The organism is Rhodobacter capsulatus, assembly GCF_005144475.1.
GTDB classification, from domain to species: Bacteria; Pseudomonadota; Alphaproteobacteria; order Rhodobacterales; family Rhodobacteraceae; genus Rhodobacter; species Rhodobacter capsulatus_C.
On record NZ_SWJZ01000153.1, the window covers coordinates 1 to 23,932 of the forward strand.

The window sequence follows — 23,932 nt, forward strand, 5'->3', positions numbered from 1 at the left end:
ACCACCCCGAGCGTCCCGGTTTGCAGGTCGAAATAGGAGGTGCGGAAGACATTCGCGCTGTCGGATGTCGGCAGGGCGAACCACCGACGCTCTGCGGCCTTGACGAAGATCGAGACCGTAACCGCCGTCCCCCCCGCGATCTGCGTTCCGGGGCGGGCCGCGAAGTGGCTGTTGTTACTGGTGTCCTCGACAAGCTTGTCGGCCGTCATGGTGCCATCCGGGGCCAGCGCGGCATTTGCCAGCACGCTGGCCCGGGTTTTCCCCCAGGACGCGGCATCGAACTGCGCGCTGTTGGGCAGCAGGTTGGTCGCGGATGCCTCAAGCAGAAGCGCCCTCCGCCCAGTGCTGTAATCGTACCTGGCGGCATCTGCGGCTGAAATTTGCACCGCACCGGAGGCGTCGAAATACGTCGCTGTCGAGGCCCGGGTGAGGACCAGCGGCGTGGTATAGATGCCCTGCTCGAAGTCGAGCAAAGCTACGGGCGACACCCCTGCGATGACGTGTTTGCCGCTTGCAAATGACCGTGATCGGCCAGGCCCCGGAAGCCGAAAGTCGTTGCCCAACCAGTCACCCATGAGCGACTTCGAGAGCTGCCGCTCCCTCCGACCAGGCCCAGAGCCGCTTGATGCCCGCATCAGGCCAAATGTGTTCGAAGAGGATATCGGCCGAGAAGGTTTGCCGGGCGAAGAGCCACAGCGCACCGTCAAGACCTGCGGGTGCGGCGTCCGTCGTGGTCCCGATCAGGCGCACCGGGGTATTCGTGGGGTTTTGCACTCGCGCCCGGGTGACATCGGCGGTGGTCAGGGCAACAAACGTGCGGGCGGGAACGGGCACAGTGGCAGCGCGCGGCATGATCAACCTCCGTTTTGCGGGGCTTGAACCCCCAGAATTTGCGCTTTGATCGCCTCGGCCGTTTCGGCGGTCATTCCTTTGGCCTTCGCGACGGCGGTCACGGCCTGATCGACTTTTTTCGCCATGTCGGCCTCGGCCTTGCGGCGCCGATCGGTCGAGATGCTTTGCGCTTGCACAGCGTTCTTGAACCCAGCGGCCAGCTGCATCACGCCGAGCGGATCGACGCTGTCCTCGTCTGCCTCGGCCAGCATCTGCAGCACGAGCGCCTTGATCGTCTCGGCCGCCATCACCGTCAGGTTGTCGGCGTCGGCCGGGTCGAAACGGTCGGCCAGTTGGGAGACGATCGCCCGCGTCTGATCGAGCCGACGCGTCAACCGCGCCATGCGGATGGCGTAACGGTTGAACGAGCTGAAGGCCGGGATCTTGAATTCAAGCTCGCCGCGATGCTCGCGCATCAGCGCCTCGCACCGTTCGACGAATTCGGCGTAGATCTCGGTCTGGGTGCGCTCGCGGTTGCCCAGTTCCTGCGCCGCCCAGGCGATGATCCCGTCACACTCGGACGGCATGAGGTCGATCGAAGACAGGCGCCCGCGGCCGCGGCTGGTCTCGGCCATTTCAGCCTCCCGGCCGCGACGGGCGCTGGATACCCTCGATCGCGATTTCGCGGTCGAGGTGGCGATGGCCCTTGTCAGTCAAGGTCGCCACCATGATCGTGCCGACCGGGACGGTGGTGACCGCGCCCATTTCGCTGAGCCAGGCGAGTTCGTCATGCACCCACTCGCGCGATTTGCGGATGCCGAAGGCCCGCAGCTCGGGGATCATCAGATCGGAGTTCAGCGTTTCGTCGACCTGTTGCACAAGCGCCTTCAGGATGATCAGGCGGGCCTGTTCCCGGATCAGGGTCTGCATATCGGTCATTTCCCGGCCCCCTTGGCTTGTTCGAGCATCAGTTCCTGCATGCGCTCGGCAATGGCGGCGACCGGTTTCAACCGCTCGTCCATCCGATCGATGTGCCCCTCCATCCGGACGAGGCTCAGTTCGAGGCGGTGCATCATCTCCTGGTTGGGCAGCTGATCGATCTTGTCGCCATGCGTCTGGACTTCGCGCTCCAACTCGTCGACGCGGACGCCGAGCTTATCGAGGCGTGCGTCATTCTTGCGAGAGCCAGCCGTCAGCCAGGCGAAGACGGTCGTGCCGAGAGAGATCAGCGTCGACGCGCCAGCGGCCCAGACGACCAGCGGCCCGATGTCGAGGGGTTCCGTCATTTCGCCCCCGCCCACTTGGTCATCGCGTCCTTGATCGTGTGACCGCCCATGTAGAGCCCCATGTAGAGCCCCGAAATCTGCACCAGTTGGTCGAGCGGCACCGGCGGGAGAGCCGTGCCCGCGGCGCCATTGATGACGTGCACGATGATCACCGACCAGATCCAGAACAGGCCCAGCAGATACATCCCGGCCGGGCGCCAGGCGCGCATCCAGCGCGGCTCGGCCGCATCGGCCGCGAGCTGGGCTTTTTGCAGTTCCAGCCCGGCCGCGTAGAGCGCGATCAGCTCGGGGCTGCGGTCCTCGACCGTCTGCAGAGCCCGGGTGACGGCCGCGGGCTGATCCTCGGCCGCCTGGTCGAGTTGATCGACCGGCACGCCGACCTGTTCGGCAATCGCGCCCAGCACATCCCCAGCCAGCTGACCGGCACCGTCGCCGAGCTTGTTCGCGATGATCTTCTCGACAATTTTCAGACCGGCCGAACCGGCAAGCGTGACAAGCGCGGACATCAGATGCTCCGGAGGAAAGCGGCAAGGCGCGGCGCGCGAGTGGCGAGTTTGGCCGCGATCACGTCGCGATAGCGCCAGGCGAGCCACAGGCCCCAGATCCCGACGACACCGGCCGCGGCGCCCATCGCCCAGGGTTGGGCGGCGATCCAGTCGGTCACCTCGGAGGTTCCGGGGGGCACCGTCGCGCCGGACGACGCCCCGGCCGTGCCCACCGCCGCCAGGGCGACGGGCTTCGTCTTGGCGGCGGCATCGATCCGCCTTTGCAGGGTCGAGAGCGTGGCGCGGCCGATCTTGCCGTCAGCGGTCAGGCCGTGATCGTTCTGGAAGCGCCGGATCTCGGCCGCGGGGATGGCCGCGGAATCGAGCCCGACCAGGTAGCCGAGATCGTTGAGGGCTGTCATGGCAGCCAGTTTCTCGGCGAAATCCAGCTGCAGCACCCAGCGCGCGGTACTCACCGACGGCCGCGAGGGCTCGGCCAAGACCGGGTACATGCCTTCGATCAGGATGCGCAATTCGCGCTCACGCCGCGCAACGAGGCCCGGCAGCACCTTGCCGCCACCTTTGTTCCAGAGCCGAAATTTGACGGAAATCGCGGCGGCGCCCGCCTTGCGGGCCCAGAGCGGAACCCAGGTCGCTTTGTGGATGGCCCCGGTATTCCAGTCGAAGCTGATCCCGGCGTCGAATTCGTGCTGCTTGGCGCCGGGCATGAACGTTGTGACCCGCGGCTCGTAATTGCGCGTCAGCGCCTTGCGAGTCAGATCGCGCGACTTCTGGGCGGTGATCACCATGCCCGGCCGCGGCTTGATCACGCCCGAGGCTGCGGTCAGCCCCATGCCGATGGTCCACCGGCCCGCGGGGCACCGATACGCCCGAAGGACATCCCCCTCTTCGAGCGCGAGTGCCTCGATCCCCTTGTCGCTGGTCTGCATGCTGCCCCCAATGTGGATGAGGGCGCAGGCCGCCCTCGGATTGGGCTCAGAATGATTGATTTGAAATGAGAAAACCGCCCACAACGGTGTGCGGGGCGGTCCTCAGAACAGGCGCAATTGCCTGCTGTCCTGGTCGCGATGCGAGTGGTGGCCAGACAGCCAGCGGCGAACCGCAACATCTGACGAGTGCAATGTGCGGGCAATGTCGGCTCTAGGCAAGCCCCTTGAGTCAAACACCGCGGCGATCCAGGGCTTTGCCGTCGGCACGCGCCTGGGCAGCGTGTGCGCGATCGCCGCCAGTCGCTCGGCGGCCTCGCGGCCGATCACTTCGACCAGCCGCGATCGCCCGTTCGGCACGGCCGGGATGTAGAGCTCGGCCCCACCAAAGGCGAGCAGGAACGTGATCGCCAGATCGACGCCCAGCACCCGGACATAGGGCTCGACATGGGCGGGGGGCTTGGGCGCGTTCGTCATGGCGTCCCCTCGGCAAACTTGGTGGTCTCGTTGCCCCAGACGTCATGGCCCGGCCAGGGCTCGCGCGCGAAAAGCTCGCAGCAATAGGCCCGGGGCAGCAGCCGCTCGATCATCTCGCGCATTTCGGCCGGTTTGCGGGAATGCTCGCGCCGCAGCGCCTCGATCGTGTCGGGGATTTCGGCCGCATCGATCAGGTTGGTGACCGAGCGCGACCCCGGCGACGGCCGGCCGATCTTGCCTACCAGGAAGGGTTCGCAGCTCGACCGCAGAAAGTACCCGGTGCCGACCATCGCCCCGCCCAACCGGCCGCGCTTGTTCCAGGAGCCGCCCGTGATGTAGGCGAAGCCCCAGTCTTCGAGCAGCTGCTGGGCGATCTTCAAGTGCGGCCAGGTCGACCACATGAAGATCAGGCAATCCGGTCCCGCAAGCTGGCCGACCGGCAGCGCTGCAAGTTCTTCGGGGCTCATCGTGCCGTAATGCGCTTCGGGAGATTTCGCGTGGCCTTTTTCCGAGCGCATCACATAGGCCCAGGGCGGATCGCACAGGATGGCGCCGTATTTCATCGGGGTCAGGGTTTCGAAGGGCCAAATCATCCCCGCACCTCCGCGCCGGTCACGGCCGCCGCCAAGGCTCTGGCGGGGATGACGACGCTCATCTCGATCTGCCAGCCGTCGTCGCTGCTCATGTGGACGACGATGGCGCGGCCACCGAAGGGCACCGCGGGCTCGGTCAGGGCGATCCGGACCGTGAACTCCTGAAGGCCGTTGTCATCATGCGATTTGAAGACCCCTTCAAGCCGCCCGAGATCGGCATTGAAGGCGAGATGATCGCATTGCTCGGTGATCATTCGCAGCGCCCGGTCCCCGACCGCAAGCGCCACGGCCGCGCGCAGTTCGACCTCAGACGGCATGACCGACCACCTCGTCCATAACCTGGCGGATCAGAGCTTCGTCGGCCCGGGTGTGCGCCCGAACCGCACCGACGATTCCGCGCAGATCCGAGGGCTGCGGTTCGCCGCCGATCCAGTGCGGGCAGCGCGCTCTGACCTCGGTCAGGATCTCGGCAACGACCTTGGTGCGGACGTCATGCGACATCGAGGCGCTCCTTCGCGAGCATGACCGCCGCAAAGAGGTTGTCGGCGATTTGGTCGAACCCGCCCGTCGGCACCCATTGGATGAGGTGCCCGGTGACCACGCGCTGTTCGGGCCAGAGCGTCGTGAAGAACTGGCCCATCTCTTCAAGCGCGGTTTCGGCCTCTTGCCATATGCCGATCGGCTCGAACCCTTCGAGGATCGCAAAGGCTTCAGACTCGAGCGGCCCAAGCGCGGCACCGTTGATCGAGATTGTCTCGACCAGCCCACGAATGGCGGAAAACCGGATTGTCATCGTTTGCACCTGCCAGACCAGCGAGGGCGGGATCATCAGATCTACATCGGCCTGGCCATCGCCAAGGCGTCGGCGCAGCTGCACGCTGTCGCCGGGTTCAAAACGGGCCTCGCCGCGCCGGAACGTCTGGCTCTTGGTTCCGGCGATGATCTTGTCTGCAAACCTCTCGTGAAACCGAAGGATGGTCATTTCGCCCCCCGGATGATCTCGCCCAAGGCGTTGTTGACATTGCGCCAGTCGGCCGCCGTCAGGGCATCGAGGTTGGCGCGCTGGCCGCCCATCACCTCCTGCAGCACCACCGCAGAAAACGGCTGCCACTGCGTCAGCGTGGCCTCGGGCCGAAGCTTGCGCCACTGCGCCCAGGCCACCCGGGCGCCGGGAAGGCGCAGCCAGCTGTACCCCTGCGCATTGCCCCACATCACGCCGCCGTCGCGGGCGGTCCAGGCCTTCAGCGCCTCGATCGCCTTGTCGGCCCGCTTCGGGTCACGCAGCCAGCGCGGGTGATCGATGCCGGTCTGGCGCTTGATGAAGGCCAGAAGCGCCGCATCGTCGGCCGAGCGGATCAGGCCGAGGTTCCAACCGGAAATCCAGAGCGCCTGCAACTTCTTGGCGAAGGGGCCATCGAGCTTGCGGGGCGGCGCCGCCACCTTGAAGCCGAGGCGGCGCAGTTCGGACACCACGGCGTTCTTTTCGGCCGGGGTCATCTCGCGCAGGCGGCGCTTGCCGGTGATGCGCTGATAGAGGTCGCGCCGATCATCCTCCTCCTCGATCCCGAGGGCACGGATTCCGGCGTAGATCATTTTCACGGCGCTCATGCTTCACCTCTGAAATACTGGGGACGGCGTGCGAGCTCGTCCGCGATGAAGATTTCCGCAAAGAGCGGAAACCGTTTCTCGATCCGGCGGCGGAGGTTCAGCTGTCTGACCCGCCCCTTGGCCTCGGCACTCCACCGGCGGACAGGGCGCTGCTCGATCATTTTCCAGCCGACCGACCAGCCGCTGCCCGGCCCCATCTCAAGCCAAAGTTCATGGATTTCTTGCGGGCACGGGTGAGGCTTTTCGCATAGGACCGCCAAGAGGACGCGCGGCATGCCTTCAGGCGGCGGCTCCATGCCGCGGCGCCATGCGAGTGAGCAGCGCCATTTCGCGGTCACAACAGCACCTCCAGCTCGCGGGCGATGTTGTCGATCTGATGCACCACGCGGCTATCGTCGTAGGGCTCGCCGATCACATAGACGCCGAGGTTTCCGGGATAGGGGCCGGTATGCTCGACCGCCATTTCCGGCCCGCGGTCGAGCACCACGGCCAGCGCCTCGGCGATCAGAGCGATGCGCTGGTGGATCGGTAGGTCGGGGTGCAATTTAGCGGTCATCCCGGCAACCCCAGCGACGACCCGCGCGCCACAGAAGCGGCAAGCCCAAGGCGCATTTCACGGGCGCAGGCGATCTGTTCGCGGCACTCTGCGGACCACCTCCGTCCCCCGCCATGCAAGATAATCCACCGGGCATAGCCCGCCTGCGCCAGCCGCTTCGCCATACGCCGCCGCGCCCAGCCCTCGAAGCTCTCCCAGAACTGACGCTCAACGCCGCTCATGCGTCACCGCCGTTCGGGGGCGGCAGCGCCCTGACGGGGGCGGGCAGTGCCAAACGTGCCTGGGCTTCGGCTTTGCGCGATTTCTGCTTGGCAGCCGCCGCCTTGGCCGCGCGCATCGCCTTCGTCTCGGTGTCGAGCTCCCTGAGGGAGTGCAGCAGATGGTTGAATTCCCAGAGGTCGGTGCATTCGATCTCGATCTTGACAATCGAGACCGTGCCCTTGGTGGTCGCGGAATAGCACTTCAGGCGCGTGCCCTCGTCTTTGGGAGTGATGATCAGCATCACGCCCGCCCTCCGGCTTCACCGCTGACCTCGATCATGGTCGAGTGAAACCCTTCGACCTCGCCCGCAAGCGACCGGATCGCCTTTCCCATGGCGTCGTACATCGCATCGCCCAAGGCGCGCGGATCGGTCGAGGCCGAGATCGCGTTGATCATGATGTTGCCGACATGCGCGCCGATCACGCGACCGACGAATTTCGGGGAGCGGCCCTCGGCCACCATCCGGAGCATTTCGATCTGTGCCGAGAGCATCGACTCGAAGAACCGGTTTTGCGCCTCAAACCCCTGCCGCTGCAGGTCGTTGGTGGCCGAAGACATCGCCTGAACGAAGGCATCGTCGCGCATGGCGCGCATCTGCCTTTCGATTTCGGTGAAGTCGAAGTGAACGTATCCCATGCCACCCTCCAGCTGCTCATCAGGCCGGGGCCACAACACCCCGACGACGCGCCCGGTTGCCCGGGGCGCGTTTCGCTCAGGCTTTCGATTTCGAGGGACGGAAGGTCAGCTTGCGGCTCTCGGGGATCTGCATGGGCTCGCCGGTGGCCGGGTTGCGCCCGGCGCGGGCGGCCTTGGCTTTCACCTCGAAACGGCCGAAGCCCGCGATGGCGACGGTGGCACCGGCTTCGGCCCGGGCGCGGATCGAGGTGAAGACGACGTCGATGAACGCCTCGACTTTGCTCTTGGGCAGATTGAGCGGTTCCGAGAGTGTCCGGGCGAGGTCGGATTTCGAGAAAGTCGGTGTCTTGCCCATCTGGGCCTCCTGTCTGTTTCGGGGTGTTCCGTGAGTGGCGGGCTGGCCCCGGCCGGGTGGGCGGCCGGGAATGGGGTCAGGCGTTGTCCTGGATGCAGAGCGGTGCGGGCTTTTCATTGGCGTCCCGCACCTCTTTCGCTTTGCGCAGCCATGCTTTGACGGCGGCGCGCTCGCCCTCGGTACAGCTTGCGGTGATCCTGCAAAGGCGCGCCATATGGGTGCCGCTGGAAAACCTGACGCTGCCGCCATAGCCCTGAAACACGTTCAGCAAGCTCTCGTCGGGCGCACCGTCCAAACCGACGATCATCGCCTCCAGCACCTTCCCGCTATCTTGGTCCGCGCGCATCACACGCCCTCCGGCAATTCGGTTTCGAAGGGCTCAACGATGAAATCTTCGCCATCGCTGCCGATCGTGACACCGGCGATCGTCTTGGCGAGCGGGCGGTTGGCCAGCATCGCTTCCTTGTTCACCTCTTCCTTGGTGCGGATGAACTGCGCGGCCAGACCCAGCTTTTTGATCGTGGCGAGCACCTCTTCGACCTTGCGGATCGTCACTTTCGCGGGCCGCAGCTTCCAGCTGATCTCGCCCGTGGTGAAGCGCGCGAACTTGACCTTGTTGCCCCGCGTGAGCCGATCGCGGTTCACCTCGCAGAACATCTTCAGGCCTTCGGTCTTCGCCTCAATCTCGGCACGCAGCGGCTCGACCTGCTTTCCGTATTTTTCCTGCAGGGCCGCGATTTCGTCGTTCAGATCCGCTTCAGCACGGGCGATCTGACGGTTCAGATCGCCGATCTCCCGGATGGCGCTGCGCGCCTCGCTGTCGTCTTGCGGGATCGGCAAGGCGCTCGCCTTGGCCTTGGTCTTTTTTGGCTTAGTGGACATGGTGATCCCCTTCCTCGGCGCTGGTTTTGTTGCTGATCTGACTGGCAAGGTGGCGGATAGAGCTGCTGTCGCGGGTCAGTGCGCGCCCGATCTGAGCGCTGGAAAATCCCGCCGCCATCATCTCGCCAACGGCTGCGCGGCGGGCGTCGACCAAGTGGGGCGCCTTCATCCGCCCCACCAGCTCCGCGAACGTGATGCCGTGCCGGACGGCAACCCGCTCCGCGATCGCCCGCAGGGTAGTCGGCTGGCGCGCGGCCGCGATCAGCCGGACGATGGCGGCGGGCGTCGGGGCGGCATCATTGCTGCGCACCCATTCGGCCAGGGCCATTTCCGCATCGCCCGGGCTGAACGGCTGCAGCGCCAGCACCCAGAGCGAAACCTCAGAAACCGTGGGTTCGCGGTAGATCGAGAGGCATGCACGCACACTCTCTTCGAGCGGTTGGTTCATCACGCGCCCTCCTTCTGATTGCGGGCGCAGGCGTTGCAGGCCTTGAACATCCGGACACGATGGTTGTTCGTTGCCGCGAACTTCTTCGCCTTGCGCCGCCAATCGAGACAGGTATCCGACGGGATCGTGCCCATGGCCGGGCAGACGACGGTGTCGCCCATCCAGGCGCCGCGCACCGACTGCTCGACAGCGGCCATATTGCCCGCGTAACTCTTGCGCAGCACGTTGCTGACGAGGCCTGCGGAATAGCCCAGCCGCTCGGCCGCCTTGCGTTGCGTGCCCTCATCGCACTGGCGGGCCAGCACGGCGATCCAGTCGGGCAGCGGCTTGCCCCAAGCCTTTTCAGCGGTTTCGACGAAGGACATCAGTTCGCCCCCCGCTGATAGACCTTGCCGGTGTTCGGGTCGAAGACCTGCTTGACGCGCTGGATCTGCGGCGGCTTGGGACCATCGTTGCGGATCAACCGGTAGATCGCGATGCGCCCTTTGACTGGGTCGGCTTTCTGCACGACGCGCAGGAAGCCAGTGTTGAGCAGCATCCCGCAGAACACCTTGGCCGTTTCTTCGCTCACCGAAACGGTCGGCGTAGTCGAATGCAGAGCGATGTCGCGATAGCTGAACTGCGACAGCGCCCGCATCGAGCGCCACATGTTCAAGGTGCCCGCGCCCTGGGTGACAGCCTTGCCGTCGCGGCGCACCCGAGGCGCATGCACCCCACCATCCTTGCGCAGGATGAAGCGGTCCGGCGTGTCGACAATCTGCGCCAAATACTCAGCCGCCACGAGGCAGGCGAAATAATCGGACGTGGTATTGCGATGCGTTTTGGTGCGATCGACGACATCTGAGACTGTGAAGTGCCCGTTCAGATCCTCGCCCGCCAGATCCCGGATCGCATCCCAGATCGTCTGGCGCGGGTTCGTCATGCCTTCCTTCTGCATGGTATCGACGCGCTTCCTCATTTCAGCCCCCGCGGGCGCGGCGGTTCGCCGGTAAAGAAGCTGCCTTGCCCCCAGTCGGCCGCGGTGATCGTCTGCGTGCCGTTGCGACGCGCGAGCAGCGCGATTTCGTTGAGGTTCACGCAGATGCGGCGGATCGAGTTGCGCGACTCGGTCAGCAGGCGCTGTTTCAGGGCCTCCTCGATCTCGACGCCCGGGCAGTAGATCTCCTGCAGGAGCGTCACATCGGTGATCGTGCCCGGTTCAGCCGCAACCCAGGCCAGCATCCGGCCATGCACCCGTTCCCAGCGCATCAGCTTGCGCGGCAGGTCTTCCTCGCCGATCAGGATGATGCTTGCCTCGGATTTCTCGTAGATGTCGCGCACGAGCTCGATCAGGCCGCGGGCGACGATGTGATCGGCCTCGTCGATCAGAAGCGGCCGGCCGGTGGCGCTGATCTCGCGGTAGATCGCCCGCACCATCTGATCGATGCGGCCCGAGGGCTCGATGCCGATCTCAAGCGAGATCGCTTCGCACAGGCTCTTTTTCGACCAAGTGCTTTCCGCCTGAATGTAATAGGCGCCGAAGGTGTTCATCGCGTAGGTGGCGGCCGAGCTTTTGCCGTAGCCCGACGGCCCGTAGAAGACCGCCATGCCCGGCAGCGTCGGCGCCCGCGAGATCACGCGGTCAACGAGCTGCACCATCGCCACCACGTTGCGCAGGGGCGCGACGCTGTTGAACTGCCTGTTGCTCTCTGTCATGTTCTTCCTCACTTCACTGCTCGCCGCCGTGGGGCCTGCACGCTCCCGGCGGCACCTTCCTCAGCCGAACATCCGTCGACCGTGGATCTCGAAAATCCGCTTCGCGCCCCGGTAGTCGGGGTGCTGCTGATAGCTGCGCAGCCAGGCCGCATCGGCCTCGCTGATCTGTTCCCCGGCCGCGATCGCCTCTTCGAGGTCGATGGCGCGGCGGAAATGGTCCTGCATCCGGTCTTGCTGGATCGGGCGGCGCTGCGCGGGCAGGCGCACCACCTCGGCCAGCTGTGTCGCGACAGCCACCGGATCGTAGGCGGTGGGTGCGGCCGGGGTGGCCCCGTCGAGCGCCGCCCTCGCCGCGTCGAGCGCGGGCGTCGTGAACGGGGTTGCGGGGCGCTCGATGTAGGCGAGGTTCGCCGCCCGCTTTTCGCCCTGACGGATCAGCGCATCCGAGAAATCGCGCGGTCTGATCTTGCGCATCTCGCCTTTGATCCGGTCGGTTTCTTCCTTCAGCAGTGCCTTCTGCGCGGCCTTGACGCGCATCGTGACCTCCACCGGATCCTCTCCCGCCAGGTGCGGGCAGATGGCGTCGCCAAGGTAGGTTTCCCCATCGAGCGAGAAGACGATGGCCCGGCCGAGGTCGCAGGGGTCCATCCGCACAAGTACTTCGCTGCCGACCGGCGCGGCGCTGGTCTGGTAGTGTTCAGAGCCGATCTTCAGCCCTTGCTTGCCCACCGTGCGCACCCCGTCCCGGCCCGCGATCGGGGCGAGGAGGATGTCGAGCGCCTTCGGATGTTCCAAGCGGCGCAACTCGCCCCGCCAGCTGGCCGCCCGCATGAACGGCGTGAGCTTTTTCAGCCCGGAGTGCTGCCGGTGCGCGTAGACCTTGTCGGACCAATCGTTGCACCATTGCTGGAACTCGGGCAGGTCCATCTGCACGTCGAAGAGATCCAGCTCTGACATGCCGAGGCGCTTCGAGAAGGCCTTGCGGCTCTCGATGACTTTGCGATCGGCGACCGAGTGGCCGATGAAGCCCGGGCAGGTGGCAAGGTCACGCTGGAAGGTGCCGATGGCGCGTTCGACGTTTCCCTTGCTCTTCGGCTCGTAAGGGGCGGACAGCTCGTGTTCGATCTGCATCGCGGCGAAGAGGCGGGTGATCGACTTGGCCTTGAAATCGCTGCCGTTGTCGGTCTTGACGCGCCGCGGCACGCCCCAGGCGAGGATGCAGGCGCGCAGCAGCATCGCCACCGCCTCGGCGCGGGGCGAGCGGGTGACCAGCACCCGCACGCGGCGGCTCCAGATATCGATCGCCAGATAAATCGAGTGGCGGCGTTTGCCCGCCAGCATCACGTCGGCGGGCGACGCGTCAATTTGCCAAAGGTCGTTGAGGCCCGCGGCGAAGGTCGAGTTGGTGGCGCTGTGTTCGACCGTGGATCGGAACCGGTCCGGGTCGCGGATCGACATCAGCGCGTTGCGGTGTTCCGCCTCGTATTTCGTCCGGGCGCGCTGGATGGTCCGTTCGCTGATCGTGGGCAGAGCATCGCCGAAGCGGTCGCGCAGATAAGCACCAAGCTGATCCGCCGAAAGGAAGGATTGCTTCGCGATCGCCCCCAGAAGGGCCGTGACCACCGCGCCGTCAGCTGCGGCCTCGATCTTGGCCGGGCGTCCACGGCGGTCAATGCCCAAGGCATCGTCACCGTCTCGGCGACGGATGGCGGCCCATTCGAAAAGTTGAGTGCGGCTCGTCTTCGAAACAAATGCCCTGACGGATTTCGGCGCTTCGATCAGGCCGCAATTCCAAGCATCCGGGAAAAGCGCCGCGGCATCGCGCACGCCGAGATTGTTCGCGGCCCGAAATTCGTCGAGTGCCCCCAAAACATGCAGCCGCGCATCGCGCCGATCCCGTTCGACACCGGTCAGCGGGTCATTCTCGCGCAGCGTGATCACGTTGACCGGTTCGCCCGGGTTCGCCTCGCGCCGGATCAGCTCGGCGCGGGCCTCGTCCGGCAGCAGTTCAACCGAGAACTCCAGACCACCGCCGCGGCCCTTGCGCTTGCGCACCTGGGTCGTCCGCGTCGCCCAGCCCTCGGACTGCGCCCGTTTCGCCACTCCTCGGGGCGACGGCGGCAGGCCGGGCAGCGCGGCCTCGGCGATCTCGGCGATGGTCATCCAGCGTTTCATGATCGTTCAACGATGCTTGAAGGTCTCGCGAAGGAAGGGATCAGGCGGGGATGCGCCAGGAGCCGCCGAGGGTCATGCACTCCTCGACCGCTTCGAGCTGCCCAAGTTCGAGCAGCGTCCCGAGATCGATCACCAGAGCCTCGGCCGCGGTGACATAGGCCTCGGCCGCAGCATCCCGCGTCCGGCCGTCACGACCCTCGAAATCCATCATGATCGGCGCTTGACGACGCGCCTCGCGCAGGTTCTCGATGGACCGGCGCCAAAGCGTGCTCGGATTGATCGTATTGGCGGGCGGCGGGCTTTGCGGATGGTCTTTCATCTCGGTCTCCTCAGAAATGGCCCGCGAGGGCGTTGAAAAAGGCGGCCCACATCAGGGCGCTGACGATGGCTGCGGGCAGCAGCCACCAACCGGGAGGCAAGCGGGGATCGCGGTCGTTCATTGCAGCACCCCCGCGAAAAGGATCAGCAGATAGCCGGTCACAAAGAGGCTCACCGCCCCGAGCAGATCACCGACCCAGCTCTCTTCCAGCCGCCGCGCGGCAGCCACGATGGTCCGAAACAGGGTCATGCCACTGCTCCTTCCGGTTGATTTTTGGGAAACACCCGCAAGGGCTTGTGGGTGGTAATGCCCTGCGGAGTCCGCAGAATGGCGGTGCTGCGGGGTGTCAGAAGCACCCCGCGGCACCTTCATCACCTTCTGCAACAACCAAAAGGAGACGATCCGAATGAAGAAACCAGATTCCCGCGATTGCGTCCTCGCCGCCTCGTAGCGAAAGGGGATGATCTCGGCGCACATCACGCGGCCCTCCGCTTGCGGGAGGCATCCGCCGCGGGCGTCGGCCGCGGGATGTCGCGCGGCCACTCGAGGTCCGCGGGCCAGTTGGTCGAGAACCAGCGAACAACTCGCTCGGCGCGGCGCAGCGTGCAGCTGGCGCCAGACTTGAGGCCGATGAGCCATTTTCCGTCATTTTCGGCGTAGGTCGACACGGTCGAGAGCTCAAGGCTCAGGTGCTTTCCGTAGGTCTCTGCGAGTCGGATGATATGCTCGGTATTCATGATTGCCCCGGTATCGTTACCGATCAACATAAAAGGTAACGTTACCGATAGTCAAGCCAAGAATGTTCGGTAATAATACCGAGTCATGGAAGATCTCGGAAAACAGTTTGGTCACATTGTCGAGGAGCGTCTAAGGGCGCTGAAAACTAACGCTTTTGCGGTTGAGAAGGCTTTCGGCCTCCCTCCCGATGCGATTCGAAACGTCGTACGCAGTGAGAAGCGATCGGGGCCGACGCTGTCCCGGGTTCAAGAAATCTGCACAGCTCTGGATCTAGAGATTTACATCGGACCGAGACGTGAGCTGGCGAGCGATCACGAGCCGCAAGTAGCCGATATAGAACAGTTTGCAAAAGTACCGGTTCATGCCGCATTTCTCGCGGCGGGCAATGGTTCGGAAAACGGAACAGAGCACATTATTGACTTTCTGGCATTTCGTCGTGATTGGCTGAGGCGCATCGGCGTTGCGCCCTGCAATGCGGCGCTGGCAAAGGTCGATGGCGACAGCATGCAGCCATCGATCTGGAATGGCGATCTGGTGATGATTGACCGGTCCAAACGGGAAGTGCCCGTTCGGCAAAGAAGCGTGGAAACCAAGTTTCGCAGCCCTGTGTATGCGCTACTCGACGATGGGCGCGCCAAGGTTAAGCGAATAGAGCGCCCGCAAGAAAATCAGGTCATTCTCCTTTCAGACAACCCCGATTATGCGCCACAAGTCGTCTCAGCGAGCCAGGTCGAGATCATCGGAAAAGTGGTCTGGTGGGGCCACACAAGCAAGGATTGAACGATGAAACCTAATTGCCTCGCTATGATCACCTCGATTGCGCTTGCCGTGCCGATGACTGCTAATGCTTACGGCCTCGAACCCCTTTCCTTCAACAACCACAGGCAGTGCATTGCCGCGCTCGAATGGGCATACGACATGCAAGACCAAATGGCGCCGAACTTGGCGGCAGCGCGTGGGTCAGCCGCGGCGCAAACTGTCAAGGTTGGGACCGAGCTGTCCTCTTCGGCGCAGAACTCAGTGGGGAACCTGACTTCGGCACTGTCGAATTACATTTCAACGCTGACTAAAGTTTGTTCGGCTTTGTCCGAAAACCGTTGAGCAGATAGGACTTGCGGCTCCGATACCGTTGCGGTTGGCGCATAGCTGCGCGCGGTGGACCGGTGTGGACGAGTCCGGTATTTTTGTCGTTTTGGTCCGGTATTTTTGTCGCGCTACAGATGGATCGGGTCGATGAGAGAAACTGCACCACAGACCATACCACGAACTGCTACACAGCAGGCCGGGTGATCTGGCGCAAGTAATTGATATTAAATGATTTCGTGGTGGGTGATGAGAGACTCGAACTCCCGACATCCTCGGTGTAAACGAGGCGCTCTACCAACTGAGCTAATCACCCTTCGCGGTGCTCTTACCCTGCGGCGGGCCGCAACCGCAAGGGGCATCTGGGCGGGCCTCTCGGGCCGGATCAGCCGCCGATCTTCGCCAGATCGTAGGGCGTGTCCTGATAGATCGCATTCACCCAATTGCCGTACAGCAGATGCGCGTGGCTGCGCCAGCGGTTCATCGGCAGCTGCGACGGGTCGTCGTCGGGGTAGTAATTCGCGGGCACGTTGATCGGCTTGCCCGCCGCCACGTCGCGGTCGTATTCGTCCTTCAGCGTCGTGCTGTCATATTCGAAATGGTTGAACACATAAAGCGCGCGGTGGCAGGGGTCCTCGACCAGACAGGGGCCGGTCTCGTCGCCCGCGATCAGCGTGCGCAGACCCGCCCGGTCCAGCTCGTCGTGTCTCATCTCGGTCCAGCGGCTCACCGGCACCAGCACGTCATCGGAAAAGCCGCGCAGGTAAGGCGAGGTCGGCGCCAGATTGCGGTGGCGGAAACAGCCGAAGGCCTTGGCGTCCAGCCCGTGCTTGGCCACGCCGTGGAAGTGATAGGCCATCGCCATCCCCCCCCAGCACACGCCGAAGGTCGAAAAGACATGGCTTTGCGTCCAGTCGAAGACGCGCTGCAGCTCGTCCCAATAGGTCACGTCTTCAAAGGCCAGATGCTCGATCGGCGCGCCGGTGACGATCAGCCCGTCGAACCGCTCGCCCGTGGCCTCGATCTCGGCGAAGGGGCGGTAGAATTCGGCCATATGCTCGGCCGCCGTGTTCTTCGTCTGATGCTCGGTCATCCGGATCAGCTGGAAGTCGATCTGGATCGGCGTCGCGCCGATCAGCCGGGCAAACTGGTTTTCGGTCTGGATCTTCTTCGGCATCAGATTGAGCAGACCGATCCGCAGCGGCCGGATTTCCTGCCGCGCCGCGCGTTCGGGGGTCATCACCATCACGCCTTCCTGCGACAGGATGTCGAAGGCGGGAAGCGTGGCAGGCAGGGTGATGGGCATTTTCGTTCCGATACTTGGCAGACGGGTCGACAGGGCCTCAGGCCGGCAGGGCCGCGGCAATCAACGATGTAAGGTCTTTCTCGTCGCGCACAAGGGCGACATCTGACGCAGCGACCTTGATCCCCCAGTTGCGCGCCATCGCCGCATAGCGCGGCTGACGGTGATCCAGCGCCTGCCGATAGGTCCAGCGGATGAAATCGTCGGGGTTCACCTCGTCCTCGCGCAGGCCGCGTTCGACGCGGTATTGCAGCCATTTCCGGTCCAGAAAGGCGGGCTGGTAATACATCGGCTTCGGCGCGCGGTCGAAGCGGCGCACGAGTTCGTCGGTATGCTCCGCGCTGCCCTCGATCCAGACCATCAGCAGGTGATCGGACAGCTCGCGCAGGATCTTGTCGTCGCGGTCCTCGGGGTCGACGACCTCGCAGATCGAGCCGCCACAGTCGCAGACGAAATTCGGCAGCCCGTAAATCGCCTGCGAGCGGTCGATGAAATAGGTCGTGTCCATCAGCGCGGCCTGTTCGGCGCCGCGGTGCTGGTTCTGCCGGATCATGTAGTCTTCGAAGGTCAGCCCGCCCTTGGCCGCCGAGCCGGGCTTGCCCAGATAGGTCGAGAGCGGCGCCAGATTGTCGAAGGTGATGTTCGAGGCGATATAGACCGAGTCGGAGAGCAGCAGTTCCGCCAGGAACGGGTTCTTCATCGCCTCGCGCTTGAAGTTGTCGGCGATATATTCGCCCATGTAGCGCGTGCCGATGCGGTAATCGACCGAGTAATGGAACCAGCCCGTGGGGGCGGCGCGCAGCATGTTGGCCAGATAGGTCTTGCCCAGACCGGACATGCCGAAGAACAGCACCCGTTTGCGGCTTGCGGTCCGCCAGTCGGCGCGGTTTGCGTAGATCATGCGTGCCCCCGGGGTTGGCCCTTGTTCGGCCCGGGTTTAGCGCGGGGCGCGCGGCGCGTCACGCGGTTTTGGCTGCGAATTGGTGAGCCAAAGTCCCGCAGCCAGCACGGCAAAGCCGAAAAGCGCCAGCGGGCCAAGCCGTTCGTGATAGACCAGCGACCCGGCGACGATGGCGACGGGCGGGATGAGCAGCGTGACAAGCGACAGGTTGCCCGCCCCCGCAAGCGCCAGGATGCGGTAATAGATCAGATAGGCCAGCGCCGAACAGCCAAGCGCGAGCCAGATCAGCCCGGCCCAGACCTCGGCGCTGTAATCGAAGCGCGGCACGCCTTCAAAGATCAGCATCGCCGGGGCCAGCCAGACCACCCCGCCGGTCAGCATGCCCGCGGCGGCGACCTCGGGGGCAAGGCCGGTGATCGCCTGTCGCGCATAGGCGCCCGCAAACCCGTAGCTGATCGAGGCGCCGATGATCGCCCATTGCGCCGCCGAGGTCAGGGTGAAGCCGCTCAGCGCCGCCGGGCCGATGGCCAGGATCACCCCCGCGAAGCCAAGCGCCACCCCCGAGAGACGGCGCCGGGTCAGCGGCTCGTCGGGAAAGACCGCGGCGGCGACCAGCACGCCGAAAAGCGCGGTCGAGGCGTTGAGAATCGCGGCCAGTCCGCTGTCGATATGCTGCTGCCCCCAGACGATCAGGGAGAAGGGAATGGCATTGTTCAGCGCCCCCATGATCAGGAAGCGGATCAGGAACCGTGGATCTTCGGGCAGGGGCAGGCGGCGCAGCGCCACCCAGAGCCACAAAAGCACCGCGCCGCCGGTGACGCGAAAGGTGACGGTGGTCAGAAAGCCGGTGCCGGTCAGCGCGGCGCGGTTCGACAGGAAGGAGGTGCCCCAGATCAGGGCAAGGGCGGCCAGAAGCGCCCAGGCAAGCGGGGGGATGCGGGTCGTGGTCATGATGGCCGCACGCTAGCCGGGGCAGGGCGGCGGGGCCACCCGGAACTTGTGCCAAGGACAATTGCCGGAAAGAGGCGAAAGGCCCGCCGAAGCGGACCTTTCGTGAATTTCGGACCTGCCGGAAAGATCAGAAGCTGACGCCCACGCGCACGCCCGCGCCCCAGCCCGAGTTGCCCGAAAAGTTGCCGCTGACGATCGGATTGGTGGTCGCATCGCCGATATCGACATAGCGCACGCCCACGGTGACCTTGACATTCTCGGTCGCCTGATAGGTGCCCGCCAGCGCGATCGAGCGGAAACCGTCGGTCGGGCCGAGGTTGCCCGTGGTCTCGCCGGACGATTTCTCGTAGCCGAGCACGACGGCACCGGACCACTTGTCATTGAACTTGCGTCCGACGCCTAGCGCATAGGTGACCGTATTGTCCTTGTAGGCCACAAGCGGATCCTGTCCCATGCCGCGATCGGCGGGAGGGGACGTGTAATGCGTCGGCGCGATTTGCAGCTGTGTCCAGTGAACCCAGCGCACCGAGCCGAACAACAACGTATCCTTGGCGATGCCGGTCTGGAATTCCAGGTTCACCGACTCCGGGATCGTGGTCGAGAAGACGGTGTCCCGCGTTGCGCCGCCTGTGTAAAGGCTCGTTTCACGGGCATCGAAGTCATGGGTGATCTTGGAATTGTAAGTCAGCGCCACGCGTGCCGCGATTTCGGGTTTTTCCCAAGCCACGCCGACAAGATAACCGAAGTCCGTTTCGGTCGAGGAACTCATGTGATAGGCGCCGACCGAGGGCAGGCTGACCACACCGCTGGTCCGCAGCGCTCGAACCCCGCCGATCATCGAGAAATTTTGCGGCAATTTATAACGCAGCATCCCGGTGAGCGAGGTGTTGTCGATGGTCGCCGTGGCCCCTTGAAGGAAGTAGTCTGTCCCCGTCGGGTAATTCACATCCGCGCCGATCGCGTTTTCAAGCACCACGGCGGCGTCAATTTTGTCGTTCAGTGCAAACTTGTATCCAAAGCTGTAGGTGCCGTAGCCGCCCGCCATGTCTCCAGAATGGGCGTCTCGGCCATTCTTCGCAGCGTTCAGGCCGACGCCGTTCACATCCGGGCTGAAGCCGCCAAAGTTCAACTCGACGTAGTTTCCTTTCTCGAACAGGATCCCCACCGACTGGCTGGACCGTTCAATACCCCCCGCAGTGGCGGCTGTCGCGCCAAGGGCAAGGGCGCTGGCCGTCATCAGTATTTTTTTCATGTGATTCTCATCCCTAGAGCGTGTTGGACTCTTCTCCCGGGATCGACCCTATCACGCTGTTAAGGTGAATCAATTCGGGCTGCGGCCTTACGTCACGTCCGCGTGAGCTTGCCGTTGGGTCATGTGGCCGAACTGCCACAAAACAATGTAAACACAACGGTTTAGTTGCCGCGGGTGCGAGGGCTGGCGGCAGTTTTGCGCTGCGCCGCCGCATCCGGGGGCGGGGCAGGGTGCACGCCGGGGTTGTGCGGATCCGGTCTCAGATCAGCGCCCCGAGCAGCCGCCACAGACCAAGCCCGAGCAACCATAGGGCCGACAGCGCGCCCGCGATGCCAAGCGCAAACCAAAGCGTCGGCCGCGGCGCCGGGATCTCGGGGGTGGCGCGGGGTGGGGTCGGGGGAGTTTTCTTGCGCGTCATCGGGGCCTCCGGGGGGCATTAACCCTGAATTAGGTAAACAGGGCTTTAATGGCGCCATGGACAGGATCGAGATCACGACTTTTGCGCAAGCCGAACCGGGGGCTTTCGATGCGGCGGTGGCGCGACTTTCGCCCGCGGCGGCCTTGCAGGCCCGGGAGGTCTATGGCGCGATCGCGGCGGCGGCCGGACGCGGGCTGCGGCGGCTGCAGATCGGCGCCGGGGGGCGGCGGATCGGGGTGGCGCAGGTGCTGGGGCGGGGCGGGCTGTGGCTGTGCAGCCGCGGTCCGGTCTTCGCCCCCGACCTGTGCGAAGACACAAGGCGGCGGGCGCTGCGGGCCTTGGCGCGGGCGCTGCCGGGGCTGCTGATCGTCACCCCCGAGACACCGGTGGCGGGGCCGGGGATGGTGCCGCTGATCACCGCGCGCCATCAGGCGCTTTGGGATCTGACCCCCGAGGAAGCCGCCCTGCGCGTCGGTCTGCAGGGGAAATGGCGCAACCGTCTGGCCGCGGCGGAACGCTCGGGGCTGCGGGTCAGGGTCGAGCCCACGGCGGACTGGCTGATCGCCGCCGAGGCGCAGCAGCGCCAGGACCGCGGCTATCGTGCCCTGCCGCCCGGTTTCGTCGCCGCCTGGGCGCAGCGCGACCCCGGATCGGTGCTGGTGCTCTCGGCGGGCACCGCCGCGGCGCCGCGGCAGGCCGGGGTGATGGTGCTGCGGGCGGGGGCGGGGGCAAGCTATCATCTGGGCTGGTCGGGGCCCGAGGGCCGGGCGGCGGGGGCGCATAACCTGCTGCTCTGGCAGGCGGCCTTGCGGCTGCGGGCGCAAGGCGTGCGTTGCTTCGATCTGGGCGACATCAATTCCGAGGCCGGGGCGGGGCTGATGCGCTTCAAGCTCGGCACCGGCGCGGCGGTGCAGGCGCTTGGCGCCACGGTCTGGGTGCTGCCGGGCCGGGGCTGACGGGCGCCGATTTGCCCTTTCTTTGCCGAAGCTCTTCTGCAAGATTTCCGCCCGATCCCGCATGTCCCGCTTTCCGACATGCCCCAGCCAAGGCAGACCGACACGATGGCCCCTGTTTTTCCGCAATCCGCGCCCCCCGGGCTATGGCGGCGCACCCCTCCGGCGATCTTTCCGCCCGCCCTCGGCCTTGCGGCGCTCGCCCTTGGCTGGCGCAAGGCGGCGCTGGTCTTCGATCTGCCCCCCGGCCTTGCCGAGGCGTTGAGCGGGGCGGTCACGCTTTTGTGCGGCTTCGTCTTCCTGACCTATCTGGGCAAGCTTCTGCGCCGCCCCGCGGTCGTGCTGGAGGACCTGCGCATCCTGCCCGGCCGGGCCGGGCTCTCGGCCGGGGTGCTGATGCTCTACCTGCTCGCTGCGATCCTCGGCCCCTATCTGCCCGGCGCGGCCGTGACGATTCTGGTCGGGGCGGGGGCGCTGCATCTGGGGCTCTGCGCGGCGATGCTTTACGTCTTCGCCACCGGCCCGGCCGAGCAGCGCCGCGTCAATCCGACCTGGCATCTGCTGTTTTCGGGCTGGATCGTGGCGGCGCTGGTGGCGGCGCAGCTTGGCCTTGCGACGGTGGCGGCGGTGCTGTTCTGGGTCGCGCTGATCTGCGCGCTGGCGATCTGGAGCCTGTCCCTGCAGCAACTCTCCCGCGAGACCGTGCCCGCGCCGCTGCGCCCGCTCCTGGCGATCCATCTTGCCCCGGCGGCGCTTTTGGGCACCACGGCGGCGCTTTTGGGGGCGGTCGCGCTGGCCTGGGTCTTTGCCATCGGCGCGGCGCTGCTTTTGGCGCTGCTTGCGTTGCGCGGGCGCTGGCTTCTGGCCGCGGGTTTCACGCCGCTTTGGGGGGCGCTGAGCTTCCCGCTGGCGGCGACGGCGGCGCTCTGGCTGTCGCTCGGCGATCTTTGGCGGCTGCCCGGCGTGGTGACGCTGGTCGCGGCGACGCTGATCATCCCGGCCCTCGCGACGCGCGTTTACAAGATGTGGGCAAAGGGCGATCTGGCGCCGAAAACCGGCGCCGCCCTCGCCTGAGGGGTTGCGTCGGGGGCCAAGCCATGAAACAGGGACGTGCCAACCGTTCCCTGCCGATGGAGTCCCCCATGCAGATTCGCGAGGCCCTCACCTTCGATGATGTCCTTCTGGTTCCCGCAGCCTCAAGCGTGCTGCCCTCGGAGGCCGATGTTTCCACCCGCGTGACGCGCTCGATCCGTCTGAACATCCCGCTGCTTTCGTCGGCGATGGACACGGTGACCGAGGCGAACATGGCCATCGCCATGGCGCAGGCGGGCGGCATGGGGGTGATCCACCGCAACCTGACGGTGGAAAAACAGGCCTCGGAAGTGCGGCGGGTGAAGCGCTTCGAATCCGGCATCGTCTACAACCCGATCACGCTCACGCCCGAACAGACGCTGGCCGATGCGAAGGCGCTGCGCGAACGCTACAACGTCTCGGGCTTTCCGGTCGTCGATGTGGCGGGCAAGGTCGTCGGCATCGTGACGAACCGCGACATGCGCTTTGCCACCGATGACGCGACCCCGGTGCATGCGATGATGACGCGCGAGAATCTGGCGATGCTGCGCGAACCGGCCGACCGCGACGAGGCGATGAGCCTGATGAAGGCGCGCCGGATCGAGAAGCTTCTGGTGGTGAATGCCGAGGGCAAGCTGACCGGGCTTCTGACGCTCAAGGACAGCGAACATTCGGTGCTGCACCCGCAGGCCTGCAAGGACGACAAGGGCCGTCTGCGCGTCGCCGCCGCCTCGACCGTGGGCGATGCGGGCTATGAACGCTCGGTCGCGCTGATCGAGGCGGGCTGCGACCTGATCGTCATCGACACCGCGCATGGCCATTCCGAAGGCGTGGCGAAGGCGGTCGAACGGATCAAGATCTATGCCCCCGGCATTCAGGTCTGCGCGGGCAACGTGGCGACGGCCGAGGCGACGAAAGCGCTGATCGGCGCGGGGGCGGATGCGGTCAAGGTCGGCATCGGCCCGGGCTCGATCTGCACCACGCGGATCGTCGCGGGCGTCGGCGTGCCGCAGCTTTCGGCGATCATGGACGCCTGCTCGGGCGCGGGCGACGTGCCGATCATCGCCGACGGCGGCATCAAGTTCTCGGGCGATTTCGCGAAAGCCATCGCCGCGGGGGCGTCCTGCGCCATGGTGGGCAGCGCCATCGCGGGCACTGACGAATCCCCCGGCGAGGTGATCCTCTATCAGGGCCGGTCCTACAAATCCTACCGCGGCATGGGCAGCCTGGGCGCGATGGCGCGCGGCTCGGCCGACCGCTACTTCCAGAAAGATGCGGCCTCGGACAAGCTCGTCCCCGAGGGGATCGAGGGCCAGGTGCCCTACAAGGGCCCGGTCGCGACGGTCATTCACCAGATGGTGGGGGGGCTGCGCGCGGCGATGGGCTACACCGGCCATGCCACCGTGGCCTCGATGCAGGGCGGCTGCCAGTTCGTCCGCATCACCGGCGCCGGGCTGAAGGAAAGCCACGTCCATGACGTGCAGATCACCCGCGAAAGCCCGAACTACCGCATCGGCTGAGCCCTGTGACAAAACAACGAAGGCCGGGGCCCCCCCGGCCTTTTTCATGCGGACGATCCGGCCGCTTTTCCTTTATATTGCCAAAAATATCCCGGGGGGTCCGGGGGGCAGCGCCCCCCGGCGGGTCGCCGCGGGCAATGCCGCGGCGAAATCGTCACCCGGCCCGGAAATGCTTGGCGAGCTTAAGC

39 protein-coding genes, 1 tRNA gene and 1 other RNA gene are annotated in these 23,932 nt (G+C 65.3%); 5 read left to right on the forward strand and 36 right to left on the reverse strand.

All coding sequences use genetic code 11. The annotated features are described in order from the left end of the window. The 30 genes from FBT96_RS19985 to FBT96_RS20125 all read right to left on the reverse strand — a co-directional run. The coding region (locus tag FBT96_RS19985; protein ID WP_455769549.1) for a phage head spike fiber domain-containing protein at positions 1-473 on the reverse strand (473 nt) is incomplete at its 3' end. 94 nt (positions 474-567) lie between these two features. Beyond that, a complete protein-coding gene (locus tag FBT96_RS19990) occupies positions 568-852 on the reverse strand; it encodes a hypothetical protein (RefSeq protein ID WP_136909769.1) in 285 nt (94 codons plus the stop codon). A 2-nt stretch (positions 853-854) separates the two neighbouring features. After that, the gene (locus FBT96_RS19995; protein ID WP_136909771.1) at positions 855-1,466 is read right to left on the reverse strand and encodes a DUF3486 family protein; all 612 of its coding nucleotides are present in this window, start codon (positions 1,464-1,466) and stop codon (positions 855-857) included. Position 1,467: 1 nt separating this feature from the next. Further along, entirely contained in the window at positions 1,468-1,770 is a 303-nt protein-coding gene (locus FBT96_RS20000; protein WP_136909773.1) for a VpaChn25_0724 family phage protein, read from the reverse strand. Further along, complete coding sequence (locus tag FBT96_RS20005) at positions 1,767-2,117, reverse strand: DUF2730 family protein (RefSeq protein WP_136909775.1); 351 nt, start codon at positions 2,115-2,117, stop codon at positions 1,767-1,769. The genes FBT96_RS20000 and FBT96_RS20005 overlap by 4 nt, the downstream gene beginning before the upstream one ends. Beyond that, positions 2,114-2,623: a hypothetical protein gene (locus FBT96_RS20010; RefSeq protein WP_136909777.1), complete on the reverse strand. Its 510-nt coding sequence runs from the start codon at positions 2,621-2,623 to the stop codon at positions 2,114-2,116. Before FBT96_RS20010 ends, FBT96_RS20005 begins: the two co-directional genes overlap by 4 nt. Then, the gene (locus FBT96_RS20015) at positions 2,623-3,552 is read right to left on the reverse strand and encodes a lysozyme (RefSeq protein WP_136909779.1); all 930 of its coding nucleotides are present in this window, start codon (positions 3,550-3,552) and stop codon (positions 2,623-2,625) included. The genes FBT96_RS20010 and FBT96_RS20015 overlap by 1 nt, the downstream gene beginning before the upstream one ends. Positions 3,553-3,654: 102 nt before the next feature. Continuing rightward, complete coding sequence (locus FBT96_RS20020) at positions 3,655-4,026, reverse strand: helix-turn-helix domain-containing protein (protein ID WP_136909781.1); 372 nt, start codon at positions 4,024-4,026, stop codon at positions 3,655-3,657. Further along, on the reverse strand, positions 4,023-4,619 hold the full coding sequence (locus tag FBT96_RS20025) for an MT-A70 family methyltransferase (RefSeq protein WP_136909783.1): 597 nt from the start codon (positions 4,617-4,619) through the stop codon (positions 4,023-4,025). The genes FBT96_RS20020 and FBT96_RS20025 overlap by 4 nt, the downstream gene beginning before the upstream one ends. Continuing rightward, positions 4,616-4,936: a hypothetical protein gene (locus tag FBT96_RS20030; protein ID WP_136909785.1), complete on the reverse strand. Its 321-nt coding sequence runs from the start codon at positions 4,934-4,936 to the stop codon at positions 4,616-4,618. Before FBT96_RS20030 ends, FBT96_RS20025 begins: the two co-directional genes overlap by 4 nt. Beyond that, positions 4,926-5,120, reverse strand: a complete 195-nt coding sequence (locus FBT96_RS20035) for a hypothetical protein (RefSeq protein WP_136909787.1) — start codon at positions 5,118-5,120, stop codon at positions 4,926-4,928. The genes FBT96_RS20030 and FBT96_RS20035 overlap by 11 nt, the downstream gene beginning before the upstream one ends. Next, the gene (locus FBT96_RS20040) at positions 5,110-5,601 is read right to left on the reverse strand and encodes an ASCH domain-containing protein (protein ID WP_136909789.1); all 492 of its coding nucleotides are present in this window, start codon (positions 5,599-5,601) and stop codon (positions 5,110-5,112) included. The genes FBT96_RS20035 and FBT96_RS20040 overlap by 11 nt, the downstream gene beginning before the upstream one ends. Continuing rightward, the gene (locus FBT96_RS20045) at positions 5,598-6,227 is read right to left on the reverse strand and encodes a regulatory protein GemA (RefSeq protein WP_212635422.1); all 630 of its coding nucleotides are present in this window, start codon (positions 6,225-6,227) and stop codon (positions 5,598-5,600) included. The genes FBT96_RS20040 and FBT96_RS20045 overlap by 4 nt, the downstream gene beginning before the upstream one ends. Continuing rightward, positions 6,224-6,565 carry a hypothetical protein gene (locus FBT96_RS20050; protein ID WP_136909791.1) on the reverse strand — a complete coding sequence of 114 codons (342 nt, stop codon included), beginning with the start codon at positions 6,563-6,565 and terminating at the stop codon, positions 6,224-6,226. Before FBT96_RS20050 ends, FBT96_RS20045 begins: the two co-directional genes overlap by 4 nt. Then, a complete protein-coding gene (locus FBT96_RS20055; protein ID WP_136909793.1) occupies positions 6,562-6,783 on the reverse strand; it encodes a hypothetical protein in 222 nt (73 codons plus the stop codon). Before FBT96_RS20055 ends, FBT96_RS20050 begins: the two co-directional genes overlap by 4 nt. Beyond that, entirely contained in the window at positions 6,780-7,004 is a 225-nt protein-coding gene (locus tag FBT96_RS20060) for a hypothetical protein (RefSeq protein ID WP_136909795.1), read from the reverse strand. Before FBT96_RS20060 ends, FBT96_RS20055 begins: the two co-directional genes overlap by 4 nt. Next, positions 7,001-7,288 carry a hypothetical protein gene (locus FBT96_RS20065; protein ID WP_136909797.1) on the reverse strand — a complete coding sequence of 96 codons (288 nt, stop codon included), beginning with the start codon at positions 7,286-7,288 and terminating at the stop codon, positions 7,001-7,003. Before FBT96_RS20065 ends, FBT96_RS20060 begins: the two co-directional genes overlap by 4 nt. Next, positions 7,285-7,680, reverse strand: coding sequence for a hypothetical protein (locus tag FBT96_RS20070; protein WP_136909799.1), 396 nt, complete (start codon positions 7,678-7,680; stop codon positions 7,285-7,287). The genes FBT96_RS20065 and FBT96_RS20070 overlap by 4 nt, the downstream gene beginning before the upstream one ends. Before the next feature lie 6 nt (positions 7,681-7,686). Then, positions 7,687-7,758: hammerhead ribozyme type II (locus FBT96_RS20075), an RNA gene on the reverse strand. Then, entirely contained in the window at positions 7,757-8,035 is a 279-nt protein-coding gene (locus FBT96_RS20080) for an HU family DNA-binding protein (RefSeq protein WP_136909800.1), read from the reverse strand. Before FBT96_RS20080 ends, FBT96_RS20075 begins: the two co-directional genes overlap by 2 nt. Before the next feature lie 76 nt (positions 8,036-8,111). Then, a complete protein-coding gene (locus tag FBT96_RS20085; RefSeq protein ID WP_136909802.1) occupies positions 8,112-8,381 on the reverse strand; it encodes a YggL 50S ribosome-binding family protein in 270 nt (89 codons plus the stop codon). After that, positions 8,381-8,917, reverse strand: a complete 537-nt coding sequence (locus tag FBT96_RS20090) for a host-nuclease inhibitor Gam family protein (protein WP_249306588.1) — start codon at positions 8,915-8,917, stop codon at positions 8,381-8,383. The genes FBT96_RS20085 and FBT96_RS20090 overlap by 1 nt, the downstream gene beginning before the upstream one ends. Beyond that, positions 8,907-9,365, reverse strand: coding sequence for a hypothetical protein (locus FBT96_RS20095; RefSeq protein WP_136909804.1), 459 nt, complete (start codon positions 9,363-9,365; stop codon positions 8,907-8,909). Before FBT96_RS20095 ends, FBT96_RS20090 begins: the two co-directional genes overlap by 11 nt. Beyond that, positions 9,365-9,730 carry a hypothetical protein gene (locus tag FBT96_RS20100; protein ID WP_136909806.1) on the reverse strand — a complete coding sequence of 122 codons (366 nt, stop codon included), beginning with the start codon at positions 9,728-9,730 and terminating at the stop codon, positions 9,365-9,367. Before FBT96_RS20100 ends, FBT96_RS20095 begins: the two co-directional genes overlap by 1 nt. Beyond that, complete coding sequence (locus tag FBT96_RS21115) at positions 9,730-10,323, reverse strand: hypothetical protein (RefSeq protein WP_212635423.1); 594 nt, start codon at positions 10,321-10,323, stop codon at positions 9,730-9,732. Before FBT96_RS21115 ends, FBT96_RS20100 begins: the two co-directional genes overlap by 1 nt. Continuing rightward, complete coding sequence (locus FBT96_RS20110) at positions 10,320-11,060, reverse strand: AAA family ATPase (protein WP_136909808.1); 741 nt, start codon at positions 11,058-11,060, stop codon at positions 10,320-10,322. The genes FBT96_RS21115 and FBT96_RS20110 overlap by 4 nt, the downstream gene beginning before the upstream one ends. 60 nt (positions 11,061-11,120) lie before the next feature. After that, positions 11,121-13,235: a DDE-type integrase/transposase/recombinase gene (locus FBT96_RS20115; RefSeq protein WP_136909810.1), complete on the reverse strand. Its 2,115-nt coding sequence runs from the start codon at positions 13,233-13,235 to the stop codon at positions 11,121-11,123. A 40-nt stretch (positions 13,236-13,275) separates the two neighbouring features. Beyond that, the gene (locus FBT96_RS20120; RefSeq protein WP_023912501.1) at positions 13,276-13,554 is read right to left on the reverse strand and encodes a hypothetical protein; all 279 of its coding nucleotides are present in this window, start codon (positions 13,552-13,554) and stop codon (positions 13,276-13,278) included. A 117-nt stretch (positions 13,555-13,671) separates the two neighbouring features. Then, positions 13,672-13,803 carry a hypothetical protein gene (locus tag FBT96_RS21500; protein WP_283234954.1) on the reverse strand — a complete coding sequence of 44 codons (132 nt, stop codon included), beginning with the start codon at positions 13,801-13,803 and terminating at the stop codon, positions 13,672-13,674. A 227-nt stretch (positions 13,804-14,030) separates the two neighbouring features. Beyond that, entirely contained in the window at positions 14,031-14,291 is a 261-nt protein-coding gene (locus tag FBT96_RS20125; protein ID WP_136909812.1) for a hypothetical protein, read from the reverse strand. An 85-nt stretch (positions 14,292-14,376) separates the two neighbouring features. Here FBT96_RS20125 and FBT96_RS20130 point away from each other — a divergent pair, with 85 nt between their 5' ends. Continuing rightward, the gene (locus FBT96_RS20130; RefSeq protein ID WP_136909814.1) at positions 14,377-15,072 is read left to right on the forward strand and encodes a S24 family peptidase; all 696 of its coding nucleotides are present in this window, start codon (positions 14,377-14,379) and stop codon (positions 15,070-15,072) included. Between the two features lie 24 nt (positions 15,073-15,096). Next, positions 15,097-15,393: a hypothetical protein gene (locus tag FBT96_RS20135; RefSeq protein WP_169583661.1), complete on the forward strand. Its 297-nt coding sequence runs from the start codon at positions 15,097-15,099 to the stop codon at positions 15,391-15,393. A 222-nt stretch (positions 15,394-15,615) separates the two neighbouring features. On the opposite strand, the gene FBT96_RS20140 is transcribed toward FBT96_RS20135, so the two are convergent. The 6 genes from FBT96_RS20140 to FBT96_RS20930 all read right to left on the reverse strand — a co-directional run bounded on the left by FBT96_RS20140 (position 15,616) and on the right by FBT96_RS20930 (position 20,200). Further along, a tRNA-Val gene (locus FBT96_RS20140) sits at positions 15,616-15,691 on the reverse strand. Between the two features lie 69 nt (positions 15,692-15,760). Further along, positions 15,761-16,681, reverse strand: coding sequence for a homoserine O-succinyltransferase (locus FBT96_RS20145; protein ID WP_136909818.1), 921 nt, complete (start codon positions 16,679-16,681; stop codon positions 15,761-15,763). Between the two features lie 37 nt (positions 16,682-16,718). Continuing rightward, positions 16,719-17,579 carry an ATPase gene (locus tag FBT96_RS20150; protein ID WP_136909820.1) on the reverse strand — a complete coding sequence of 287 codons (861 nt, stop codon included), beginning with the start codon at positions 17,577-17,579 and terminating at the stop codon, positions 16,719-16,721. A gap of 36 nt (positions 17,580-17,615) precedes the next feature. Further along, positions 17,616-18,530, reverse strand: a complete 915-nt coding sequence (locus FBT96_RS20155; protein ID WP_136909822.1) for a DMT family transporter — start codon at positions 18,528-18,530, stop codon at positions 17,616-17,618. 127 nt (positions 18,531-18,657) lie between these two features. Further along, positions 18,658-19,782 (reverse strand): outer membrane protein transport protein, encoded by a 1,125-nt coding sequence (locus FBT96_RS20160; RefSeq protein WP_136909824.1) that lies wholly within the window; start codon positions 19,780-19,782, stop codon positions 18,658-18,660. A 259-nt stretch (positions 19,783-20,041) separates the two neighbouring features. After that, the gene (locus tag FBT96_RS20930) at positions 20,042-20,200 is read right to left on the reverse strand and encodes a hypothetical protein (protein WP_169583663.1); all 159 of its coding nucleotides are present in this window, start codon (positions 20,198-20,200) and stop codon (positions 20,042-20,044) included. Positions 20,201-20,256: 56 nt separating this feature from the next. Between FBT96_RS20930 and FBT96_RS20165 the strand changes: the two genes are divergently transcribed. The 3 genes from FBT96_RS20165 to guaB all read left to right on the forward strand — a co-directional run bounded on the left by FBT96_RS20165 (position 20,257) and on the right by guaB (position 23,744). Beyond that, the gene (locus FBT96_RS20165; RefSeq protein WP_136909826.1) at positions 20,257-21,156 is read left to right on the forward strand and encodes a GNAT family N-acetyltransferase; all 900 of its coding nucleotides are present in this window, start codon (positions 20,257-20,259) and stop codon (positions 21,154-21,156) included. Positions 21,157-21,261: 105 nt separating this feature from the next. Continuing rightward, a complete protein-coding gene (locus FBT96_RS20170) occupies positions 21,262-22,227 on the forward strand; it encodes a TDT family transporter (RefSeq protein WP_136909828.1) in 966 nt (321 codons plus the stop codon). Positions 22,228-22,295: 68 nt separating this feature from the next. Next, on the forward strand, positions 22,296-23,744 hold the full coding sequence (gene guaB / locus FBT96_RS20175) for an IMP dehydrogenase (protein WP_074553757.1): 1,449 nt from the start codon (positions 22,296-22,298) through the stop codon (positions 23,742-23,744). Positions 23,745-23,932 lie beyond the last annotated feature (188 nt).

Bases quoted from the DNA above. Each gene is read 5' to 3' on its own strand.
- FBT96_RS19990 (WP_136909769.1), bottom strand. From the start codon at position 852: ATGCCGCGCGCTGCCACTGTGCCCGTTCCCGCCCGCACGTTTGTTGCC.
- FBT96_RS19995 (WP_136909771.1), bottom strand. From the start codon at position 1,466: ATGGCCGAGACCAGCCGCGGCCGCGGGCGCCTGTCTTCGATCGACCTC.
- FBT96_RS20000 (WP_136909773.1), bottom strand. From the start codon at position 1,770: ATGACCGATATGCAGACCCTGATCCGGGAACAGGCCCGCCTGATCATC.
- FBT96_RS20005 (WP_136909775.1), bottom strand. From the start codon at position 2,117: ATGACGGAACCCCTCGACATCGGGCCGCTGGTCGTCTGGGCCGCTGGC.
- FBT96_RS20010 (WP_136909777.1), bottom strand. From the start codon at position 2,623: ATGTCCGCGCTTGTCACGCTTGCCGGTTCGGCCGGTCTGAAAATTGTC.
- FBT96_RS20015 (WP_136909779.1), bottom strand. From the start codon at position 3,552: ATGCAGACCAGCGACAAGGGGATCGAGGCACTCGCGCTCGAAGAGGGG.
- FBT96_RS20020 (WP_136909781.1), bottom strand. From the start codon at position 4,026: ATGACGAACGCGCCCAAGCCCCCCGCCCATGTCGAGCCCTATGTCCGG.
- FBT96_RS20025 (WP_136909783.1), bottom strand. From the start codon at position 4,619: ATGATTTGGCCCTTCGAAACCCTGACCCCGATGAAATACGGCGCCATC.
- FBT96_RS20030 (WP_136909785.1), bottom strand. From the start codon at position 4,936: ATGCCGTCTGAGGTCGAACTGCGCGCGGCCGTGGCGCTTGCGGTCGGG.
- FBT96_RS20035 (WP_136909787.1), bottom strand. From the start codon at position 5,120: ATGTCGCATGACGTCCGCACCAAGGTCGTTGCCGAGATCCTGACCGAG.
- FBT96_RS20040 (WP_136909789.1), bottom strand. From the start codon at position 5,601: ATGACCATCCTTCGGTTTCACGAGAGGTTTGCAGACAAGATCATCGCC.
- FBT96_RS20045 (WP_212635422.1), bottom strand. From the start codon at position 6,227: ATGAGCGCCGTGAAAATGATCTACGCCGGAATCCGTGCCCTCGGGATC.
- FBT96_RS20055 (WP_136909793.1), bottom strand. From the start codon at position 6,783: ATGACCGCTAAATTGCACCCCGACCTACCGATCCACCAGCGCATCGCT.
- FBT96_RS20060 (WP_136909795.1), bottom strand. From the start codon at position 7,004: ATGAGCGGCGTTGAGCGTCAGTTCTGGGAGAGCTTCGAGGGCTGGGCG.
- FBT96_RS20070 (WP_136909799.1), bottom strand. From the start codon at position 7,680: ATGGGATACGTTCACTTCGACTTCACCGAAATCGAAAGGCAGATGCGC.
- FBT96_RS20080 (WP_136909800.1), bottom strand. From the start codon at position 8,035: ATGGGCAAGACACCGACTTTCTCGAAATCCGACCTCGCCCGGACACTC.
- FBT96_RS20085 (WP_136909802.1), bottom strand. From the start codon at position 8,381: ATGCGCGCGGACCAAGATAGCGGGAAGGTGCTGGAGGCGATGATCGTC.
- FBT96_RS20090 (WP_249306588.1), bottom strand. From the start codon at position 8,917: ATGTCCACTAAGCCAAAAAAGACCAAGGCCAAGGCGAGCGCCTTGCCG.
- FBT96_RS20095 (WP_136909804.1), bottom strand. From the start codon at position 9,365: ATGAACCAACCGCTCGAAGAGAGTGTGCGTGCATGCCTCTCGATCTAC.
- FBT96_RS20100 (WP_136909806.1), bottom strand. From the start codon at position 9,730: ATGTCCTTCGTCGAAACCGCTGAAAAGGCTTGGGGCAAGCCGCTGCCC.
- FBT96_RS21115 (WP_212635423.1), bottom strand. From the start codon at position 10,323: ATGAGGAAGCGCGTCGATACCATGCAGAAGGAAGGCATGACGAACCCG.
- FBT96_RS20110 (WP_136909808.1), bottom strand. From the start codon at position 11,060: ATGACAGAGAGCAACAGGCAGTTCAACAGCGTCGCGCCCCTGCGCAAC.
- FBT96_RS20115 (WP_136909810.1), bottom strand. From the start codon at position 13,235: ATGAAACGCTGGATGACCATCGCCGAGATCGCCGAGGCCGCGCTGCCC.
- FBT96_RS20120 (WP_023912501.1), bottom strand. From the start codon at position 13,554: ATGAAAGACCATCCGCAAAGCCCGCCGCCCGCCAATACGATCAATCCG.
- FBT96_RS21500 (WP_283234954.1), bottom strand. From the start codon at position 13,803: ATGACCCTGTTTCGGACCATCGTGGCTGCCGCGCGGCGGCTGGAAGAG.
- FBT96_RS20125 (WP_136909812.1), bottom strand. From the start codon at position 14,291: ATGAATACCGAGCATATCATCCGACTCGCAGAGACCTACGGAAAGCAC.
- FBT96_RS20130 (WP_136909814.1), top strand. From the start codon at position 14,377: ATGGAAGATCTCGGAAAACAGTTTGGTCACATTGTCGAGGAGCGTCTA.
- FBT96_RS20135 (WP_169583661.1), top strand. From the start codon at position 15,097: ATGATCACCTCGATTGCGCTTGCCGTGCCGATGACTGCTAATGCTTAC.
- FBT96_RS20145 (WP_136909818.1), bottom strand. From the start codon at position 16,681: ATGCCCATCACCCTGCCTGCCACGCTTCCCGCCTTCGACATCCTGTCG.
- FBT96_RS20150 (WP_136909820.1), bottom strand. From the start codon at position 17,579: ATGATCTACGCAAACCGCGCCGACTGGCGGACCGCAAGCCGCAAACGG.
- FBT96_RS20155 (WP_136909822.1), bottom strand. From the start codon at position 18,530: ATGACCACGACCCGCATCCCCCCGCTTGCCTGGGCGCTTCTGGCCGCC.
- FBT96_RS20160 (WP_136909824.1), bottom strand. From the start codon at position 19,782: ATGAAAAAAATACTGATGACGGCCAGCGCCCTTGCCCTTGGCGCGACA.
- FBT96_RS20930 (WP_169583663.1), bottom strand. From the start codon at position 20,200: ATGACGCGCAAGAAAACTCCCCCGACCCCACCCCGCGCCACCCCCGAG.
- FBT96_RS20165 (WP_136909826.1), top strand. From the start codon at position 20,257: ATGGACAGGATCGAGATCACGACTTTTGCGCAAGCCGAACCGGGGGCT.
- FBT96_RS20170 (WP_136909828.1), top strand. From the start codon at position 21,262: ATGGCCCCTGTTTTTCCGCAATCCGCGCCCCCCGGGCTATGGCGGCGC.
- guaB (WP_074553757.1), top strand. From the start codon at position 22,296: ATGCAGATTCGCGAGGCCCTCACCTTCGATGATGTCCTTCTGGTTCCC.